Raw genomic sequence first — 18,205 nt, forward strand, 5'->3', positions numbered from 1 at the left:
AAGCAATAATGACCAGAGAGATATCATTGTTGTTTATGTATTACGGTTTATAGAAAATGAAGCGATGGTCGATAAAAAATTATATAACACTAACGGAGGAATCTATGAATTACACTCAATTGATTTTGAATGATTTTATTATTGGACTGGTATGGTCTATTATTGTGTGTGCTTTTGTTCTACGCGGAAAAGGTGAGAAAACGATAAGAAGACTAAAAAATATTGAAAAGAGTATCGTATTGTCATTTGTTATAGTTGTATTAGCAAGTGGAGGAGTTTGGTTTATAAGTTCAACCTGGGTGATGCCCCACATACTTTTTATATTAATAAGCATCTTAATTCCAATGTCTATTCTGTATATTATTACAGTTTCACGGGTGAAAACACTATCCAGAGGCCATCTACACGATTATAAAAAGGGATTCAAGCAGCATCTTTGGTCAGAGAAATCCTATAATTATCTTCAGTCCATTGAATGGGATAATACCGTATTTAAGAACGTACAAAGCAAGAATTTAATTCATTTAAGCCGTGATCCTGAGAATCCATCGATTATCATGAGTGTAAGTGCCAACAGAGCTCAACATGAACTCAAATTGTTTGAGATGATAAAAGATATCTACAGTGTTCGATTTATTTGTTCGGACCTGCAGAACGCAAAGGCTGAAGCGAAGCTAGTTGATGATGAGCGCTTTAGTTATTTAGACGGTAATCTTGACGCATTTAACCTTTCTGAGACATTGTGTGAATTACAGCTGGAGAAAGTAAATGTCCTGTTAGACAAAAAAGGTGCCCTTTGGCATAATGTCTCTCAGGTAAAAGTAGACGAATTCTTTCAAATAGCACATAAACATCTGAGTAGTGATGGAGTTTTAATTATAGATGGGAGTGTACAAAGCAGCCTTAAACAAATGGTGAGCTATGTCTATTATCATTTATTTGATAGAATTATATTTCCGACCGAGAGATCTACAATATCGAAAATTAAAAAGTACATTGGGCCAGGTAGTTTTGCTGGAGATCATTTCGAAAAACATGAGGTGGGGAGTGGAATGTACCGCGTCATTGTATTTAAAAAGAAAGAATTAAGAGGGGCATAACGTTGAATAAACTTTTTAAGAAGTACAGTCTGTTGGCGAGAATCTTAATCTTGACTACAATTAATATTTTACTGTTTGGTATCCTGATCATGTTTCTGGGTTACTTAATTCAGAAACATACCCTTATAGATCAGTTGCACAGTCAATTGGTTATCAATAGCCAGGAGTGGGCATCTGAAATAAATCCTGAAGACGTTGAGAGGGCTCGGAAAGAAGAAAGCTTTGATGATCCCATTCAAACTAAACTACGTCTCTTCTTAGATCAAGTGGGTTATAACAACTCCAATATAGCCCAAGCCTACATATTTGGCGTAGAGCTTGAAAATGGAAGAGATACATCCATTGTAGCTATGCCTACAAACCTGACCAAATCTTTTAATGAGATGGGCATGTCTGTAGGAGCTATGTACGAGCAGCCGATAGAAGTAGCCAATGGAATCAGTAGCATGCTTGATTCCGGAAAGGTGACATTTACAAGCTTCTATGATGATATCTTTGGGACGTGGACCACAATATTATATCCTTTAAAAGATAATCATGGTGACACCTTTGCTTACTTCGCGATTGATACAAATGCCAGCAGTATTCCAATCTCATTAGGGAAATATATTTCAACTGCGCTGTATGTTTTGATTGCATTTATTATCATTTTTATTACGACGCAATATTTTACGATGAAGGAGATCCTTAAGAACACTTCCAAAAAAGACATATAAAAAAACCAAAATATCTAAGGTAGGAGTGTAACTAGCATGGAATTAATTGATTGCCTAAACTTGCTTCCGGATAATTTGGAAATGATCGATCTATCATCAATTAGTAAAGCGAATAAACATAAGACTGTAAAAGATTTGAAAGCAACGATTAACCCTCTCGAGGATGGTTATGAAATAAGGAAAAGTCAGAAGAATTATGGACAAACAACTATGAGATCTATAGGAATCATAGGAGGTAATAATGTTTTTAATGAGAGAACTTAACTATAATTTAAGCTAAAATCTAGCCACTTTAAAAGAGTGGCTTTTTTTATTGCGACTCTAATATTTAACTTTTTATTCAAGATAGTTCATAGTCCATTGGAACCGCTATTTATATATTTTATGTTTCTATATTTTACCTATAGTATTGATAATGATATTATGATGGGGAATATAGTAAAGGAGATGTGAAGATGTTATTTTGTACAAAATGTGGTTCAGATTTATCTGAGGGGAGTTTGTTTTGTAATAAATGCGGTACAGAAATTAATGCAGTTCAAAAAGTGGTTCAATCTGCTCAATTAGCTCAATCGTCCAAAGTAAATGACGATAACCAAGATATCACATTGACACAAGAAGAACAGAGAGCCAAAAATATAAAACAGATAAAAAGAGATGTTAGACCCATCCTTGGCTGTTTTGGACTCATTATTTTAATTTTTGTCCTTCTTGCAGCTTGTGCGGCTTTCAATAAAACAGAACCAAAAAGATTAGAAGATTATACGAATAAAGAGATGAATGATTTTTTGAAATGGAAATTAAAAGAGGATCAGAAACAGCGGGATAATGAACCATTTTTCAAGTGATATACATACATATATTCAAACCTACTATGAGCTAGTAGGTTTTTTTTGATGTGATGCCATATAAATAGCGCCAACATCTGTAAATATACAATAATGGCCAGTGGATCGAATCGTTGAGAGGCAACCACCTGGAAACCTCTTTTGGCAAATATCTCATCATGGATTAACAAACTATCATAGAAACATAGTTGTAGATATTTTTAATCAGTTCTTGATCTTTAACTCGTATTCATTTATTATTTTAAATGTAAATCACGAAGAACAATTTGTTGCTTAGGCATCCTTTTCATTTCCCCGAATTGGATGTCTTTAATTTTGCTGATTTCTATGGGTAAAGGAGAAATATTAAACTTGAATACAAACTCAATAACTCCAAAAGAGGTGATTTCTCTTTTAGGAGAACTGCAGTCTGTTGTTTTACGTCTTCAACAAACTACAGCATCTGCACCAATACCTGTCCAAGAGGCACTGAGGATCTCTGCAATTGAAGTTGAATTACCCGGGGACCTGATAATGAACTGGACAGAGAAGTCAATTGTGAACTTAGCCTCGATTAGGAATAGTAGTGTCGATGTGGGCTAGTAGCTTAAGGGAGAGAGTTTGATTGATGCCGATAGGATCAATATTGGGATACTGCATCATTGCAGTGGGCATAATCTTCTGTGCCATTCAGGTCAATATAAATCGAAGATTAAATTTCGAGATGTCCAGACAGTTTATTCAACAGTCAGTCGATGAAGAAATAAAATGGCAAGAAGTTATCTTAACAGCTGATCCTCCTTTTCCTGAGGGTGAGATAGGTTGGAGAATCAATAACAAAAATATGTATCTGCTTGGGCACAAATTAAACCAGGCACTTCGGGCTAATTCATATGAGGAAAGGATCAAACAGAACATCCTGGCGAGTCATCCGGAAATCAATCTCAATGAACTGAGTTGGCTGTTTATAGAGTTCAAAAGATTCCTTATGCTTAATGAGTTGTTGAGGGTAGCCCCAGTGTATTCGGAAAGAATTGATCTGGTTTGGAAAGAAGCCATCCGGCTAACTGATGATTATGAATGTTTTTGTATCCATTTTGCGGGCCGCACGATACACAGAGGCGATAATACCTTTAGAGTCCACGACTCTGCTGCCAGAGCGATCTATGAGAATGTATATTCTTACCTCTTTGTTTGTCGTGCTGAAAATAGGTTCCTTCTAGGCGAATTTATAAATCCAATCCATACGCTGCCGGCTAAATTTAAAAAGGACTTAAGTTCTAGCGGTAACCACTGGATTCGTGAGAAACATTTTAACAACGCACAGTGTAGAGAAGTGAGTTGTATCATCAATCATCTTATCGTTTACTTCAAAATTATGCTGAATCCTTCCATACCAACAATAGATGATAAAACGTGGAGCGAGATATACAGTATGTGACTTAATCCAAGGAGCTGGTTATACAATGATTAAAGAGAAGAGTGGATTAGAGAAGATCCTGTCGCGAATTGAGCAGGAAAAAGTAACTGTTGTCGAGATTGACAATTTGTTTGATGAGGAAAATCCATTACATTACTATGCTGTCGTTCGAAGAGGATTCGGTGGTACATATATCACTGTCCCAAAACATAAGAACCTCCGTCCGGAGGAACATTTGTTTGCAATAGCACATGAATTGGGACATATCATACTCCGGAGAAAGTGGTCTAATTCAATGAACTATTGGACGAGAGTATCCAGATCTATGATGAATCAAGGTCATCTTATAGGAATTCTATTGGTTTTAGTGGAGGAGCTTTATGCATGGATTGAAGCCTTTAAGACCTGTAAAGAAAATGAGATCGATACTACTCATTTCATTTCTCAATCTATTTATTCATTAACAACCTACTTTATGTTTATCCCGAGAACAATATATAAACTAGCTAAACAAGTATTAGGTATCTATTTAGGCGCGTTCTTTTTTGTTAAAGTTGCGAGTATGCATCCTCAAATGCAATCATATTTTGAACTGTTTGGTGTTTTCAATGTTGATTTTAAATGGGTGATGCCCCTGTTCCAGTACCTAATAACCGTGTTCTTAATTGGACTATTTCTTAAGCAGAGTTATCATTTAATACGCTCCATCTGACTGGAGCGTATCAAACGATAGCTGTGATCAAGGGAAAGCACTTTGATATTAGATTGACAGTAAACTCAACTATTCTTAGAATTATCATATATGCTGGTTATGCAACTATAAGAGGTATACATATTTAGCGGGAGAGGAAACACTATCATTGTAGTAGATAGTGTTTTTTGAAATGAATCGGAGGATAAAAAATGAAGAACAAACAGGATGTAAGTGCAGGGCTTTTAATTAAAGCAGCAAGAATTGAAAAAGGCTTAACAATGACTAAGGCAGCTGACCTTGCTGAAATGTCACTTTCGACATTCTCTTTGGCTGAGAAAGACAGCGAAAAGCATCCATCCACGTATGACACTATTTATAAAATAGCTCATGCTTTAGGTTTAGATCCATTAGTATTGATCGAAATGTCACCTCATTTAGACGTCACCGAAGCACCTGATATTGCACTAATTAAAGGTGAGTCAAATGATCCAAAGGTAGTTCTAGCTAGAAGATTAAAAGAATTGCGGAAAGATAAAGGGATGACGCAAAAAGAGGTCCGCAGGATAGTTAGTATGTCAGAAATTCGTTTTAGTCATATGGAGTTAGGCAGGTACATGCCTGATGAGATAAAATTGGAACATTTAGCTGAAGCGTTAGGAACTACAGTGAAGTACTTGTTGGGGTTATCAGACAGTAAGACCGATGATATAGAGTAACAGTGGCATTGTTGATCCAAGGTAGAGCATGGGGGAAACGATAAAAATTACTTACAGGCAATACTTGGAGCCACCATTTCGAAATAGGGAAAGATTGCGTTATTGTTGAATGGGATAATTTCAGTGATGAAGAAGATGGCGGTTCTGGAGTTGAGGCAATGGCTATAGGGGATAAAGAAGGAGACACATTTTTTGTGAGACATTCTGATTATGTGTTCAAAGTAAAATAATATTTAAAAACATATGCAAGAATGAAGAGTAGCCTAATAGCTACTTTTTTAATTATTGTACGGGTATAGATTGGAAAATGTAAAAAATGGCTTACAATTTGTCGAAAATGCTGTTAAATGTATTTCCATTTAGTATAATAGTTATGCGCATATAGAACTATTTTCCTGCAGAATGAGGGTAGCTCGTACTGAATTGAGAGTGAGGAACTAAATAATGAGTTACTGGATTCAAGTGGCCATATCACTTGTCTTATCAACCTTAGAGATCACTACCATTCTGATCTTGACGTTTGTGTTGTTCCGTTTCAAATTGAGAAGGTATTTAATGTCCATGTTGTTGATTGGAACGGTACTCTCATACTGTTCTTATGAAATTAGAGAAAGTTTTCAATTACCTCTATTAGTGGATACGGGCTTTCAAGTCGTTGCACTATATCTAACATTTCGCTTCATATACAGAGTAGGCTATTTTTATTCCTTTGCTATGACGGCTAAGGGAGTAGCACTTTATATGGTGATCAACTATGCGGTTAGTAAAATTATTCTTTTCTCAATCCAGGACTCTGCTTCAGCATTACATATGAGTTCATACATATTACAGTTTTCGACAATATTATGTGGCCTTATAATTGCTTACCTGATGAGAAGGTTTAATATTGGAGTGTCTTATGTACCTTTTTCACACAAAGAAAGAGTGATTTACAAAGGGGTAAACAAGCATATCCTGGTTACAGGATTATTCGCGACGTTGGCATTCTGTTCAACATTACTCAGCATCTATTTTCATTGGGATTCTGCTTTATTAGTATCTATGATAGTTATGCTTGTTTTATTTATCATATTAATGAGACTATCTTACGTTAAAGAATATACAGAAAATAGTGATGGGGTAGACATTAGTAAAAATGAAAAAGATTGAGAAACTGGCAGATCAGATTGCTTCTTGGGTATTTCTCTATAACGATAGAGAGCAGTGGTTTGGGAAAAAAGTTACTAAGGCTAACTTGTATTATTATCTTATTAACACATTCAATAATCTTGGGATAGTTTTTGTGACGTTTGTAGTTGGACTGATTTTGAATGAAACAAATATGTTTGTTCAGACTATGTTTGCCTTTGGCTTGTTTAGGTTGTTCACGGGCGGCCGTCATATGAATTCTTCATTGGGTTGCATTGTTGTCTCGACCTTGATAATCATTACAGGTGCACTTTTGCCATTACCAGGTTACGCACCTATGTTGGTGAGCATACTTACTTTAATAATTACCTTTCTTTATGCTCCAGCCTCATTTGGAGTGAGGGGGATTCAACTCCCCCATGAAAGAAAGAAAATCTATAGGCTCATATCTTTTTTGTTGATTTTGGCTAGTTTAGTTATTGATAAAAATCATTTAACATCTGTGTTGTTCATACAGAGTCTAACCTTAATTGATGGGAAACCACATAAGAATGGGAGGAGGTGGAGAGTTGTTTAAAGTAAAACGTTTTGTTGCTCGATATTCTGCAGCTACTATTATGTTGATGGGGACTGTTATTATGGTTACGGCCTTTAAATTCTTCTTATACGACCCCCCAGCTCCAACAGAGGAGTAGATAACCGTCGATCCGATAAGACAAGAGAGTGGATGTACTTCTCTCTCTTGTCTCTACATAGTAAGTCACAATGCTTGGAAGGAGGTAAACAATGGGGAATCCGGATAACAGAGAAGTAGAATATATTGACAGGTTGTTAGTATTTAAATGGGATGAGGGAACAAACGAGACTATTCCCAAGCTTATTAATATGAGCGATATATTGTTTTTCTCCACTGATGACATTAACGGTACCACAATCTTTGCAGTTACGGATAAGGATCAATATTTAATCCGCAGCTCACTCAAAGAGCTGAGTCAATTACCTGGCTTCTATAAAACGGATCGTTCTTATGTGGTTAATTGGAGCCAGGCGTATTCGTTTGATCCCACATGGAACCAGTTAATTTTCAAAAGTTCTGATAAAAAGGTGAACGTCGCAGGAAGTTACTTTAAGGCCTTGAAATCCAAAATTCTCGCTCTGCCTACACACCTATAAAAAACACTCCAAACTGGAGTGTTTTTTTTATATATGAACAACTGTTTGAGAAAGACCTCCTGAGAAAACTGACATTATACCGTATATTATGATGAATGTAAATGAAAGTTTACAGGTGGGAAGTAGCATGGAACAAATACGATACCAGTGTTAGACTAAGTACATAGATTAAACTTCTCGTACATAGTTTAAGGAGGTTTTAGCTTTGACGTTGTTAGCGTTAGTGTACGATCCTGAAGTAACTGGTCAACTCACTAATATTAATGTGGATGATACATTATATATTGAATCTGTTAATCGAATCATTACTTTTCACCACAAAAACGGTAAAACATATAAAGCACCTCAAAGGTTAGAAGATTTCGAGAAAAGTAGCATTTTGAGATATATGAAGTTAGTTAGGCTTGATCATCGTAATTTCATTAAAGTATCTGCTATTCATAAATTTGATAAAGTAACTGGGCTAGTTTATTTTTTTGAAGAACCTAACTTTGGCCCGTTAGGCCATGTGGCTGAAAAGAATAGAGAGTTTTTAGATTTGACACTTAATTTAGAGCAGGAGCCTTTAGAGATGTACGCATTAGTTCTCAATGAAGAAGAAACTGAGTTAATGAACATCAACATTGATGATTGCCTGATGATTGAATCTGTTAATCGAATCATTACTTTTCACCATAAAAACGGAAAAACATATCATACTCCTCAGAAAATGAGAGAGTTTTCAAAGAGTCTCATACTCCGGAAGCTAGGCATAGTCAGGCTCGATCATCGTAATTTTGTACACCTTACATACATCAAAAGATTTGATGTGAAGAATGGACTTGTATATTTTGATGAAAACCCTAAACCATATAGTAAAAAAGCTCACGTAGCAGGGAAGTACAGATCTTTTTTAGAAATGGAATTGGAGTTGATGGAAGAGTCCGATAAGATTGTTAACCGATGAGTAGGTTCTGATGCTCAGAATGGATGGAGTGGATAACATGGTTAAGAAAATTAGAGTATTAATCGCTGAAGATAATAAACAACAATCAGACATTTTGATTCAGCATTTAAATACGATGGGTAACGTCGAAGTTAAGGGTGTCGCCAGGGATAGTCAAGAGTTGTTAAATCACGCGATAGAGCTTGCAGGAGAGATTGATGCACTGATTCTTGACATTGAGCTAGGAGACGGTGGTTCAGGCCTGGATACGTATATTCGTTTTCCTTACCGTGGAGTAGATTTGTTGCCAGCTATATTGGTCACTGGAGCCAATCCGGAGGCCCCAGTGACCTATGATGTTGGTATTATTGATGTTGTAGGTAAACCTTATACTTTTGACCGCATGGTGAAAGCGATAACGAAGCTAGAACAACACTTGAATTATAATCAATATATTCAAGATGGGGGAGTCATGGTACCCGTATACGATACAAAGACTATCATACAATTATCCTTGTCAGATGTACTCTTTATTCAAGCCAGCAAGGGGATGAAACATCAGATTGTCAAGACTCGTGATGGTGAGCACGATTCGATCATTACGTTAAAAGTGTACGATGCATTTTTGCTTCCTCATCACTTTTATCGTTTGAATCGCCACACTATCTTAAATCTAAGGGCAGTGAAGGATATAAATAAGGAGAACATTGTGTTTAAGGGGTGTGACATCGAACTTGATGAGAAGGATGAAAAAACTTTGAAAGATTTACTAGCCGCTTGGACTCATGCTCAAACAGGATAAGTAAAATCGAATGAGAGGTTAATATGTTACCAAGCCTTCAAACGCCTCAGAGGTTAGATCGTCAAATTACTACACCGATAGTGATTATTATTTTTGTAATTTGTATTTTAAATACGATCTCAATGATTACGTTTCTAAATAAGTCCGTTGACGCTCATATGAAAGAGACTCTGGATTGGATAGCTAATGTTGGAGGACTTGCAACTAATATTAGTGAAACATCACATAAGTCTCTAGAGGCGGGGCTCGATAACCAAATGGAGATGACTAGTAACAAGCTTTTTCGTGAATTTAATCGCAAAAATTTTACCATGAATGATCCCTCCTTAACTGAGTTAGTTTTCAGTCATTCTCTAAATGGAATGTATATTGTAAATAATGACGATGGTAAAACGATTCTCGCGCACTCTGTTAACTTAAAGCGATGGCAAGAACTGAGTTCTATACATCCTGAAGTTATTACTCCCGAATTCTATTCGAAATTTAAAGTAAAGGGTTTAACTGAGGGGCGATATGTTAATGACGTTTGGATTAGTCCGTACACGCTTTTGTCGAGTGGTGAGTACGTAAAGTATAGTGTAGCTTTCAACAAAAAAAGGAATGAATATTTAGTTACTGTGGTGTCTGGAATCGAGACCTACCAGGCTGTCAACACTACAAACTCAAATAATATGATTGAAGATATTTTAGGGAGTAGTCAAAGTATAGAAGAAGCAGCTGTGGTTGAGATTCATGATTTTATAAACAGTCAAAATGATTCGATCAGTGATGAAAATAACAATAATCATGCGACTGTCTATGGCAGATATACCTATGCGGACAAATCGGATGAAGATTATTTGATAGCATTGTTGAAATACAAGAAGAGTATTACAGTTCCATTCAACTATGGATCACATGAATGGACCAAAGCTTATCTTCCAATTAATGATGATCAAGCTGCTATTGTGATTTTTAATGACCACAGTAAGAAAGATTTAACTAAAATTGTAACTTGGCTCTCAATAATCTCGAATCTACTAGCAATTGTTGCGATAAGTTTTTACGTGTTCATACTTGTCCAAATGAGATTAAGGCCGATAAAGCGATTGGAAGGTCATCTTTCGAATGTAGCAGAAGGGGACTTCTCAGGACGTGTTTATATTAAAGAGGGAAACGAATTAGACTCCCTAGGTGAAATAATTGATGATATGACGCTACGAATGAAAATGATGATTGAGAAGCTTAATCAAGCCGCTGCTGAAGATGTCAGAAGCACTGAGCAAGTTTACCAGGAAAATATTGAATCATTGATGATCTCCATAGATTCATCGAGGCATGATATGAGAAATCACGTTAATGTCTTACACGGTCTTATTACAGATGAAAAATACAATGAAGCTCGATCTTACATGGAAGAAGTATATAAGGACCTGAAAGAAATAGACTTGTCCATACAAACAAAAAATCTTCAAGTAGGAACCTTGATAAGAACCAAAGTTAAAAGGGCCGAGATGGACAAGATTGATCTTGAAGCAGACATTGATAATGATTTGTTTGACTTGACCAAACAAACTCATTTGGTTAAGATACTATCCAATCTTATTGATAATGCAATGGATGCAGTAATGGCCCGTCCTGAAGGTAGTCGTTGGGTACATGTTTCATTATCTAAGAAATTTCAATCATATTATGAGATTGTAGTAACTAACAATGGCCCGAAAATTGATGATGATTTAAAAGAAAAAATATTTGAACGCGGCTTTTCTACAAAGCCTCCAAAGAAGTCATCTCACCCTACTGAAAGAGGTTCAGGGTTGGCCATTGTGCAAGACATCGTGAAAAATTATAATGGTGAATTCAACTGTAAATCCACAGACGAGCAAACTGTCTTTTCTGTTATGCTAGATGTAAGGTAATATGCATTATGATGAAAATATTTCCGTTATTATAGTTCTAAGTACCCATAATAATTAATGGGTGCTTTTTTTGTGATTGATAAGAATGAGTTGCGAAAAATGAAAAAGTTCAGAATTTAGTAACCCTGCATTCTATAAGGTTTTTATATCTGTATTATTACCTTGAATTTTCTAATTTCGTCAGGATAGAAGGTGTTTTATCCAGACGAATAGTTGTTTATCTGGACGGGAATATGTTTATTAGCGTATTTATTTTTGGTAAAATAGTCCTTGTAGCAATGAGACGAATCATGCATTTTCGACTTTAATCTTCAATCACAAGATTCTTTGGTACTATATATAAAAGCATATTGATCATGGGGGAGCTGGATATTATGACAACATCATATATACAAGATATAGCGTTGGCTTTGGTCAAACAATATAAATCAGGTGACTTGTATAGCATCGCGAAAGGTGAAGGAATTCAGATCATGAAAGATCCAATTGATCTTCCTAAGGGAATTGTCCTCGGAATTGCAGCTGTGTGTAAAGGGTACAGAAGTATTTATTTGCAACAATATCTGAATGAAGCTGAAAAACATCAGGCAATAGCTCGGGCACTCGGTATACATATTCTATTTTTATTGGATCTGCAGCCTGCATGTATTGCAGTGATGCAAAATGGAACTGATGAACAACAAGAAGATGCTATCAATTTTGCTGAAGCCTTGCTGAAAGAATTACATGTATCAGCTTAATATCTAATCTGGTGACCATAAGACGTGCTCAAATGAGCACGTTTTTTTATTTTATAAGAGATGAAATATTTCTAAAATTGATGTAGAGGAGTTTTTATCATGGAAATGGTCAAATATTTGTTGGTATGGTTCGACGGTAATTCCTCAATGCAAAAGTTTATTGTTCAAATGGAGGAAATGCAGGGTTTATCTATTGTCGACCTGAAGACTTTAGTGTCTATACTTGCAAGCAATGAGGAACTCACCAAATTGTCAGATAATCAGTTCCAGATCTTTAAGATTACATCTGATGGTGACGTTCATTCTTTGGGATGTGCGTCCGAACCTGTTGAAAAAAGTTTGGTGACTAATGTAGATAAAGAGTTGCAGCCTCATCCCCCATTTGACATTGAATTAAGGAAAATACTTCATGAACTAGGTATAGCTAAACATCTAAAAGGATACCGGTACATAGTTGAAGCACTCCAAATGATGAATAGAGAACCTAAGAATATTAAAAATTTCACCAAGGTTTTATATCCATTGATTGCAGAACAATTCAAAACTACACCTAGTTGCGTAGAAAGGACTATTAGGCATGCCATCGAAACTAGTTGGAGTAATATGAACCGATCCAAAACTGAGAAATACCAAATCTACTTTTCAAACATTGGGAAAAGACCGTCAAATCGCGAATTCATTGTTGCAATATTTGAGCACATTTCTTTCGAGGTAGGACGACTGGAACAAACGGCGTAAAATTTAAGTTATAGACGAAAGGTATTCAGAATGTTAAGTTTGTGTAAATCACGAAATACATTTTAAGGAGATTTGCTATGGATGCTCTTACAAAGTTCGTTATCAGGAAAGGAATTCCCCTCGCAACTAACTTTTCATATCGGATTAAAGATAAAACAATAGAATATACGGTCACTGACATCTTGTTAAGGTACTCTAAAACCTCAACAAAAGAAGAGTATAAAAACTCCATTTCTCATTTAAAAAAAGCTACCAGAGAGTTAGCTCTCAGCTTCTTAAATGGTATTGGCCAAAGAAATGCCATTATAGAGGTATATGGATATGAGAAGTATACACGGTTTGAATATACAACTATGACCTTAAGTTTAACTGAAGAACCAATTCTTTTTAGAGTCACAAATCCAGAATTGGCCAATTGGGTTATGCAAAAAAAGGGGGATACATGCTATTTAAATCGTCAAGACGAAAGGGTATCTGATCCGATGAATATACAACAGTTGTTTACGGAGCTATGTACAAGATTTGATCCAGATGATATTGAAATTGATTTCGTTGATAAAGAAAATGGAGCACCATCCTAAATAAATAGCAAGTGGGGGTTTATATTGAACGAGATTGGTAATTTGTTAGTTATATTCATATTATTGTTCTACTATTGGTTCCTTAAATACGGAATTGCCATACTGTTGGTTATAGTTGGATATTTTATATTCCGAAAATCTAAGACACTCCGGAGTGAAAATACCACTAAAAAGTTTAAACAACAAGAAAACATTAAGCCATGAAGTGAATTATTCAAAAGTTGGCTAATGAGGGGTGTATGTTGGCGTTTGTTTTCACAGGGTGATTTTTAATACTTACATATTAGGAGGTTGTTATGCCAAGAGATATGACTTTCTTAGTATCTTTTACTGGTGCGTGTTTACTTTTTATCTTGGGGATGGTTATGGGTCGTAGTATCGCTGATAGAGTAGGAATGATATTTGGAGGGTTTTTGGGGATAGTAGTAGGGATCACCTTTGGCGTTTTAGTGATTCATTATGGCACTGCACAGCTATAATACATCGATTAGTATTCGGCTTTACACCTCAACGGTAAATAGTAAGTTGTTGTATTGTGTACAGCCGGCACTGTACCAAAACTACTTTTAATGAGAAAAGAGAAGGTAATTATGAGTAAAACTAAATCTTTAAAGCAAGGGGATTATGTCGTCATGCATAGTTGCATCGAGGCAGAGTCTGAAAATAATTATGGTCGTGTATGGCGATGTAAATCGGATCAGTGGGCTGAAGGAGAGAGCGGTCATGAAAAGTGTTTCGTTCAACTTCAAGATTGGAAAGGGCCATTCCTTAGGGAGTATCTACAGGAAGTGAATTTGAATGAGAACTCTACTGAAGCGGAAGAGATATTAGAGCTTCGGAGAAAGCTTCAGGAGTCACAGAATGATCGATTTGAATACGAAGAGTCAGCTGCAGAGCACCAGGCGGAGGCTTCTCGTCTCGCGAGAGAATTAGACTGGTATGCAGATCGTGTCAACTGGTCTCAAGGTGAATACCACGAAGGCAATTTTCTAACCCTTGCGCAAGTTGATAACGGAGCACGAGCTCGCCGTGCCCTTACGCAACAGAATTTATAGCTCATACGTTAATGGTTGCTAAATGAGGAGAGTGTACTCGCACAAAGGCAAACTCTATATCATAATGGGTAAGGTTGTTGCTCAATTAAAATTATGTGCTAAAGTAAATTTGAGAAGCATTGTTTCTTAATGAGATCTAATAACTACTTACCACGATGGAGGATTTAATATGAGCGAAGCTGCAGTCAGTTTGTTTGGAATTGATATACTGGATTGTGAAGATGTAGACTTAACAGAAGAAAGCATTCAATACAACAACGTCACATTTTACATCGAATCATTGAAACAATATGAAGGTTGTACTATTGAAGTTAAGAGTGATTGGACCATGATAATCTGGGGTGAAGAGGGAACTGTCATTCATCAATTCTCCTTGATTGAAAATGATGAATTCAGACAAACCTTATATGATAAATATCCAAGATAGAGGTCTCCTCATCTTCATTAACAAAAGCTCAGAGCGCTGTTGTATTCGGCGCTCTGAGCTTTTTCTGTTTGTTTTGAATTATCCACCAGAGAACTTACCCTGAAAGTGAGTAATAGCTCGATAGAGATCTGAAGCTTGTCATATTTAAAGACCAGGGTATGATTTGTCTATCAGATTTTTAACGGAGGTTTTTACTTATGAAGCTGGCTATAATCGGTGGTACTCAAAAAGATACTTTTATGAAAATAGGAAAAAAAAATGGTTTAGTTGTAACACATCACGATGGCAAATGTAAAAAAGCACTAGAAAAAGAGTTTACTCCTATTATCCGAAACAGTGACGTAATCATCATTTTAAAAGGTGCATTACAACATGCCTCGATGTGGGCGGTAAGGGATCTTGCCAGAGAATATAATAAGGCACTTGGGTTTCATGAAGGTAGGGGGGCGACTGGAGCCATTGAAAAAGCTATTCATCTAATTGGTAGCGTACAACATTAAATAATTAATATAAACATCAGCTTCTTCACAAAATGTAAATCATGGTGTACAATTATATAGTTCGTTGATTACATTATTGGATTACAAGAAATGAGGATCAGCATAGGAGATGGATGAGATTACTCTCAGTAGCGTTAATAATTGGATCAATGAGAAGAAGTTGATGTCGGTAAAGAAACGGACATCAGGAGATCTAGAAGGATTATGGTCATATGGGTTTATAGTTACTTTGATCGATCAGAACCTTTTAGTCTATGATTTGGATCGAAGATCTGTAATGAATGTAAATCTCATTGATTTTGATATTGCTCCATGTAGTCCAAGTGATTGGAAATATAAAAAGACTATCTTACCATACGATTAAACGAAAGGAGTGTACCTTTGACTCATGAGAATCGAGATCTTTCCATTGGTAACGATGAAACCACCTGTTCATTCGAAGAAAGTCCCCAATTCTGAGCAAAGCGTGGATACAACTTTCGCCTCTTTGCTTGCACAGAGCATGGCAGGGACAGTAGTAGATATGAGTGAACGTAAACAAATCTCTAGAAAACGGAACATGTAATGGAGGGGACCACTATGAGTGAATTTTCAATTCTGAAGAAGGTGTTTCATGTTATTAACACCACGGCTATAGCGAATAGAAATGAATTCAAGAGTTTAGAATATCATCGAAGAGAAATTGCTGAATCAATGAAGCAATTACTGTTGGATATTAAAGATAAGCAAATCAATTTTGAATTGTCTACTCGTGGTGAATTAGAGAATTTGGGGTTTACTTTTAGGAGAGCAGATAATGGTGCATCGATGATGTTGATACCTTTATACATATTGTCCGTTATTCCGGAAGGCACCGAAATAATTAATTTCAATGGTTCAAAACTTTATATCGGTATTGATCACTTAGATGATGACCATAGAGGCGGTTACCTTTCTTACGGTATTGAGCTGAAAGATACATAAATAAAATTGTTCATCTCATCGGCAGATCAGATACACCCATTTTGATACAAAGCGAGGATAAATATGAACAACCAATCAAATATTATGACTCATCTTGTTGCAGCGGGAAATATTACTTCTTCAATCCACGATTTTCTGTGTAAAGCGGTAGACGAGAAACAAAGTATATTAATTATCGGTCCACGTAATGTTGAAGGGAAGATGGAACTTTTGTATTCCTTAGCGGAATATAACGCAAATACAAGTTTAAAGTCAGTCGTTATTGAGGACCATAGACCGGCACCGTTCAACCCAGGTTCACTTAATGTTGTTTACACTGCAACTAACAGCGATATGAAGATATCTTTAATGGAAACAGCTCTATCAATTCGATCTTCCTACCTATTTGTTTCTGAACTCAGAGGGAGTGAGATCGCACCCTATTTTGATGTAATATCTGAAGGGCTTAAAGGTACCATGAGCACATTTGTCGCAAAAAGTCCTGAGAACGCTATCCATAAGTTAAGCAGGCTCTTGTCGAACAAATCAGTAGAACTAACATATGCAGAAAGTAAATTTCTGGAACGGTATGTTTCTGCGAAAATTGATCTCATCGTCAAAGTAGAGTGCAAAGATGAGGATGACCTCAAATCTTGGGAAGTAACAGAAGTGATTAACGTAAGCTTGGATCAATCTGGAGAAATTTCTTATCAAAGTGCAATGCAATTTAAAAAAGAATAGGTGGGGCACATATGTCAACAAAACAAAAAATATCATGGGTACCTATAGCCATTATCGGTACTTTGGTTCTTATTTTGGGTTTTAACTCGACTTATACAGTACAGGAGAAGGAAGTAGCACTGGTAACAACCTTCGGGAAGGTAACTGATGAGAACACTCAGGGATTGCACTTCAAATGGCCTTGGCCGGTTCAAAAAGTTGAAAAAGTAGATGCCAATAAAACACATCGTATTGAGATTGGCTTCAGGCAAGATGGTGACAAAGTAAGTACTGTTGGCAACGAAGCATTAATGATTACTGGTGATGAAAATATTGTTTGGGCAGATGCAATTGTGGAATACAATATTTCGAATGTCAGAAATTATCTTTATAACACTGACAGTCCTGAAAATTTCTTAGGTAATGCAACAGTTGCCTCTATTAGAACTGTAATCGGTAGTAAGAACCTGGACTACGTCATAACTGAAGGGAAGACTGAGATCCAGGCTGAGGTTAAAGATCTGTTGATAGCTTCTAACGATTTGTACAACACCGGTATACATATCTTAGATGTAAAATTTCAAGACATTGAACCTCCGGAGGGAGAAGTATCTAAGGCTTTCATGGCTGTAACGGACGCCAGAGAAGAGAAGATTACCAAGATCAATGCTGCAGAGAAACATCGAAACCAAGTTATTCCGAAGGCACGGGCTGCCGCTAACGCAGCTGAAGAAGAAGCTCTGAGCCAGAAGACAGAACGGATAAATGATGCCAGGGGTGAGGTACAAGAGTTCAATGCCATTTATAGCGAATATGTAAAGAATCCAGGCATTACTAAGAAAAGGTTGATTCTCGAAACGATTGAGAAAGTATATCCGAAATCTAAAATATTCATTGTCGATAGTAAAGGCAATACTGTAAATTACCTACCTCTTAATGATCTCATGAAAAAATAAGGGTTTCGAATTCTCGATTGAATAGTAAGATTACAATTTCCAACTATAAGGGAGCTATGTAAGTATGAAAGTATTCATATGAATATTCATAATCCATATGCTGGTCAACATCCTGTAGAGCTTGGAAATGAGGTAACCGATAATCAA

The 18,205-nt window shown here is 36.3% G+C and carries 24 protein-coding genes; all 24 read left to right on the plus strand.

What is annotated here, in order from left to right; genetic code table 11:
- The first annotated feature begins 104 nt into the window (after positions 1–104).
- The 24 genes from CRO25_RS25580 (at position 105) to hflK (ending at position 18,058) form a co-directional block, all read left to right on the plus strand.
- A complete protein-coding gene (locus tag CRO25_RS25580; protein WP_079696925.1) occupies positions 105–1,100 on the plus strand; it encodes a hypothetical protein in 996 nt (331 codons plus the stop codon).
- Between the two features lie 2 nt (positions 1,101–1,102).
- Positions 1,103–1,816 (plus strand): hypothetical protein, encoded by a 714-nt coding sequence (locus CRO25_RS25585; RefSeq protein ID WP_079696926.1) that lies wholly within the window; start codon positions 1,103–1,105, stop codon positions 1,814–1,816.
- A gap of 36 nt (positions 1,817–1,852) precedes the next feature.
- The gene (locus CRO25_RS25590) at positions 1,853–2,080 is read left to right on the plus strand and encodes a hypothetical protein (protein WP_079696927.1); all 228 of its coding nucleotides are present in this window, start codon (positions 1,853–1,855) and stop codon (positions 2,078–2,080) included.
- Between the two features lie 191 nt (positions 2,081–2,271).
- Positions 2,272–2,664 carry a zinc-ribbon domain-containing protein gene (locus tag CRO25_RS25595; protein ID WP_079696928.1) on the plus strand — a complete coding sequence of 131 codons (393 nt, stop codon included), beginning with the start codon at positions 2,272–2,274 and terminating at the stop codon, positions 2,662–2,664.
- Between the two features lie 351 nt (positions 2,665–3,015).
- On the plus strand, positions 3,016–3,246 hold the full coding sequence (locus tag CRO25_RS25600) for a hypothetical protein (RefSeq protein WP_079696929.1): 231 nt from the start codon (positions 3,016–3,018) through the stop codon (positions 3,244–3,246).
- Positions 3,247–3,367: 121 nt separating this feature from the next.
- Positions 3,368–4,084 carry a hypothetical protein gene (locus CRO25_RS25605; RefSeq protein WP_218843449.1) on the plus strand — a complete coding sequence of 239 codons (717 nt, stop codon included), beginning with the start codon at positions 3,368–3,370 and terminating at the stop codon, positions 4,082–4,084.
- Between the two features lie 25 nt (positions 4,085–4,109).
- Positions 4,110–4,775: a hypothetical protein gene (locus CRO25_RS25610; RefSeq protein WP_079696931.1), complete on the plus strand. Its 666-nt coding sequence runs from the start codon at positions 4,110–4,112 to the stop codon at positions 4,773–4,775.
- Between the two features lie 191 nt (positions 4,776–4,966).
- Positions 4,967–5,473 carry a helix-turn-helix domain-containing protein gene (locus CRO25_RS25615; protein ID WP_079696932.1) on the plus strand — a complete coding sequence of 169 codons (507 nt, stop codon included), beginning with the start codon at positions 4,967–4,969 and terminating at the stop codon, positions 5,471–5,473.
- A 555-nt stretch (positions 5,474–6,028) separates the two neighbouring features.
- Positions 6,029–6,622 carry a hypothetical protein gene (locus CRO25_RS25620; protein ID WP_143806599.1) on the plus strand — a complete coding sequence of 198 codons (594 nt, stop codon included), beginning with the start codon at positions 6,029–6,031 and terminating at the stop codon, positions 6,620–6,622.
- Positions 6,609–7,178: an accessory gene regulator B family protein gene (locus tag CRO25_RS25625; RefSeq protein ID WP_079696934.1), complete on the plus strand. Its 570-nt coding sequence runs from the start codon at positions 6,609–6,611 to the stop codon at positions 7,176–7,178. Before CRO25_RS25620 ends, CRO25_RS25625 begins: the two co-directional genes overlap by 14 nt.
- A gap of 251 nt (positions 7,179–7,429) precedes the next feature.
- On the plus strand, positions 7,430–7,774 hold the full coding sequence (locus CRO25_RS25630; protein ID WP_179132267.1) for a LytTR family DNA-binding domain-containing protein: 345 nt from the start codon (positions 7,430–7,432) through the stop codon (positions 7,772–7,774).
- Between the two features lie 205 nt (positions 7,775–7,979).
- Entirely contained in the window at positions 7,980–8,720 is a 741-nt protein-coding gene (locus CRO25_RS25635; protein WP_079696936.1) for a LytTR family transcriptional regulator DNA-binding domain-containing protein, read from the plus strand.
- 37 nt (positions 8,721–8,757) lie between these two features.
- Complete coding sequence (locus CRO25_RS25640; protein ID WP_179800951.1) at positions 8,758–9,501, plus strand: LytTR family DNA-binding domain-containing protein; 744 nt, start codon at positions 8,758–8,760, stop codon at positions 9,499–9,501.
- A 23-nt stretch (positions 9,502–9,524) separates the two neighbouring features.
- The gene (locus CRO25_RS25645) at positions 9,525–11,399 is read left to right on the plus strand and encodes an ATP-binding protein (RefSeq protein WP_079696938.1); all 1,875 of its coding nucleotides are present in this window, start codon (positions 9,525–9,527) and stop codon (positions 11,397–11,399) included.
- A gap of 374 nt (positions 11,400–11,773) precedes the next feature.
- Positions 11,774–12,139 (plus strand): hypothetical protein, encoded by a 366-nt coding sequence (locus CRO25_RS25650; protein ID WP_079696939.1) that lies wholly within the window; start codon positions 11,774–11,776, stop codon positions 12,137–12,139.
- Between the two features lie 99 nt (positions 12,140–12,238).
- Entirely contained in the window at positions 12,239–12,877 is a 639-nt protein-coding gene (locus CRO25_RS25655; protein ID WP_079696940.1) for a sporulation initiation factor Spo0A C-terminal domain-containing protein, read from the plus strand.
- Positions 12,878–12,954: 77 nt separating this feature from the next.
- Positions 12,955–13,458, plus strand: a complete 504-nt coding sequence (locus CRO25_RS25660) for a hypothetical protein (RefSeq protein ID WP_079696941.1) — start codon at positions 12,955–12,957, stop codon at positions 13,456–13,458.
- A 296-nt stretch (positions 13,459–13,754) separates the two neighbouring features.
- Complete coding sequence (locus tag CRO25_RS33555) at positions 13,755–13,937, plus strand: hypothetical protein (RefSeq protein ID WP_079696943.1); 183 nt, start codon at positions 13,755–13,757, stop codon at positions 13,935–13,937.
- Between the two features lie 111 nt (positions 13,938–14,048).
- Positions 14,049–14,513: a hypothetical protein gene (locus CRO25_RS33560; protein ID WP_179132269.1), complete on the plus strand. Its 465-nt coding sequence runs from the start codon at positions 14,049–14,051 to the stop codon at positions 14,511–14,513.
- A gap of 169 nt (positions 14,514–14,682) precedes the next feature.
- Entirely contained in the window at positions 14,683–14,940 is a 258-nt protein-coding gene (locus tag CRO25_RS25680; protein WP_079696944.1) for a hypothetical protein, read from the plus strand.
- Positions 14,941–15,137: 197 nt separating this feature from the next.
- The gene (locus CRO25_RS25685; RefSeq protein WP_079696945.1) at positions 15,138–15,440 is read left to right on the plus strand and encodes a DUF2325 domain-containing protein; all 303 of its coding nucleotides are present in this window, start codon (positions 15,138–15,140) and stop codon (positions 15,438–15,440) included.
- A 579-nt stretch (positions 15,441–16,019) separates the two neighbouring features.
- Positions 16,020–16,403: a hypothetical protein gene (locus CRO25_RS25695; RefSeq protein ID WP_079696947.1), complete on the plus strand. Its 384-nt coding sequence runs from the start codon at positions 16,020–16,022 to the stop codon at positions 16,401–16,403.
- A 63-nt stretch (positions 16,404–16,466) separates the two neighbouring features.
- Positions 16,467–17,123: an ATPase, T2SS/T4P/T4SS family gene (locus CRO25_RS25700; RefSeq protein ID WP_079696948.1), complete on the plus strand. Its 657-nt coding sequence runs from the start codon at positions 16,467–16,469 to the stop codon at positions 17,121–17,123.
- Positions 17,124–17,134: 11 nt separating this feature from the next.
- Positions 17,135–18,058, plus strand: a complete 924-nt coding sequence (gene hflK, locus CRO25_RS25705; protein ID WP_079696949.1) for an FtsH protease activity modulator HflK — start codon at positions 17,135–17,137, stop codon at positions 18,056–18,058.
- Positions 18,059–18,205 lie beyond the last annotated feature (147 nt).

The sequence above is a fragment of the Paenibacillus sp. RU5M genome, from assembly GCF_900221055.1.
GTDB classification, from domain to species: domain Bacteria; phylum Bacillota; class Bacilli; order Paenibacillales; family Paenibacillaceae; genus Paenibacillus; species Paenibacillus marchantiae.

Excerpts from the sequence above, each read along its gene's own strand:
- CRO25_RS25655 (WP_079696940.1), top strand. The coding sequence starts at position 12,239 with ATGGAAATGGTCAAATATTTGTTGGTATGGTTCGACGGTAATTCCTCA.
- CRO25_RS25685 (WP_079696945.1), top strand. The coding sequence starts at position 15,138 with ATGAAGCTGGCTATAATCGGTGGTACTCAAAAAGATACTTTTATGAAA.
- CRO25_RS25590 (WP_079696927.1), top strand. The coding sequence starts at position 1,853 with ATGGAATTAATTGATTGCCTAAACTTGCTTCCGGATAATTTGGAAATG.
- CRO25_RS25700 (WP_079696948.1), top strand. The coding sequence starts at position 16,467 with ATGAACAACCAATCAAATATTATGACTCATCTTGTTGCAGCGGGAAAT.
- CRO25_RS25610 (WP_079696931.1), top strand. The coding sequence starts at position 4,110 with ATGATTAAAGAGAAGAGTGGATTAGAGAAGATCCTGTCGCGAATTGAG.
- CRO25_RS25660 (WP_079696941.1), top strand. The coding sequence starts at position 12,955 with ATGGATGCTCTTACAAAGTTCGTTATCAGGAAAGGAATTCCCCTCGCA.
- hflK (WP_079696949.1), top strand. The coding sequence starts at position 17,135 with ATGTCAACAAAACAAAAAATATCATGGGTACCTATAGCCATTATCGGT.
- CRO25_RS25640 (WP_179800951.1), top strand. The coding sequence starts at position 8,758 with ATGGTTAAGAAAATTAGAGTATTAATCGCTGAAGATAATAAACAACAA.
- CRO25_RS33560 (WP_179132269.1), top strand. The coding sequence starts at position 14,049 with ATGAGTAAAACTAAATCTTTAAAGCAAGGGGATTATGTCGTCATGCAT.
- CRO25_RS25605 (WP_218843449.1), top strand. The coding sequence starts at position 3,368 with ATGTCCAGACAGTTTATTCAACAGTCAGTCGATGAAGAAATAAAATGG.
- CRO25_RS25595 (WP_079696928.1), top strand. The coding sequence starts at position 2,272 with ATGTTATTTTGTACAAAATGTGGTTCAGATTTATCTGAGGGGAGTTTG.
- CRO25_RS33555 (WP_079696943.1), top strand. The coding sequence starts at position 13,755 with ATGCCAAGAGATATGACTTTCTTAGTATCTTTTACTGGTGCGTGTTTA.
- CRO25_RS25620 (WP_143806599.1), top strand. The coding sequence starts at position 6,029 with ATGTCCATGTTGTTGATTGGAACGGTACTCTCATACTGTTCTTATGAA.
- CRO25_RS25645 (WP_079696938.1), top strand. The coding sequence starts at position 9,525 with ATGTTACCAAGCCTTCAAACGCCTCAGAGGTTAGATCGTCAAATTACT.
- CRO25_RS25695 (WP_079696947.1), top strand. The coding sequence starts at position 16,020 with ATGAGTGAATTTTCAATTCTGAAGAAGGTGTTTCATGTTATTAACACC.
- CRO25_RS25580 (WP_079696925.1), top strand. The coding sequence starts at position 105 with ATGAATTACACTCAATTGATTTTGAATGATTTTATTATTGGACTGGTA.
- CRO25_RS25625 (WP_079696934.1), top strand. The coding sequence starts at position 6,609 with ATGAAAAAGATTGAGAAACTGGCAGATCAGATTGCTTCTTGGGTATTT.
- CRO25_RS25615 (WP_079696932.1), top strand. The coding sequence starts at position 4,967 with ATGAAGAACAAACAGGATGTAAGTGCAGGGCTTTTAATTAAAGCAGCA.
- CRO25_RS25680 (WP_079696944.1), top strand. The coding sequence starts at position 14,683 with ATGAGCGAAGCTGCAGTCAGTTTGTTTGGAATTGATATACTGGATTGT.
- CRO25_RS25650 (WP_079696939.1), top strand. The coding sequence starts at position 11,774 with ATGACAACATCATATATACAAGATATAGCGTTGGCTTTGGTCAAACAA.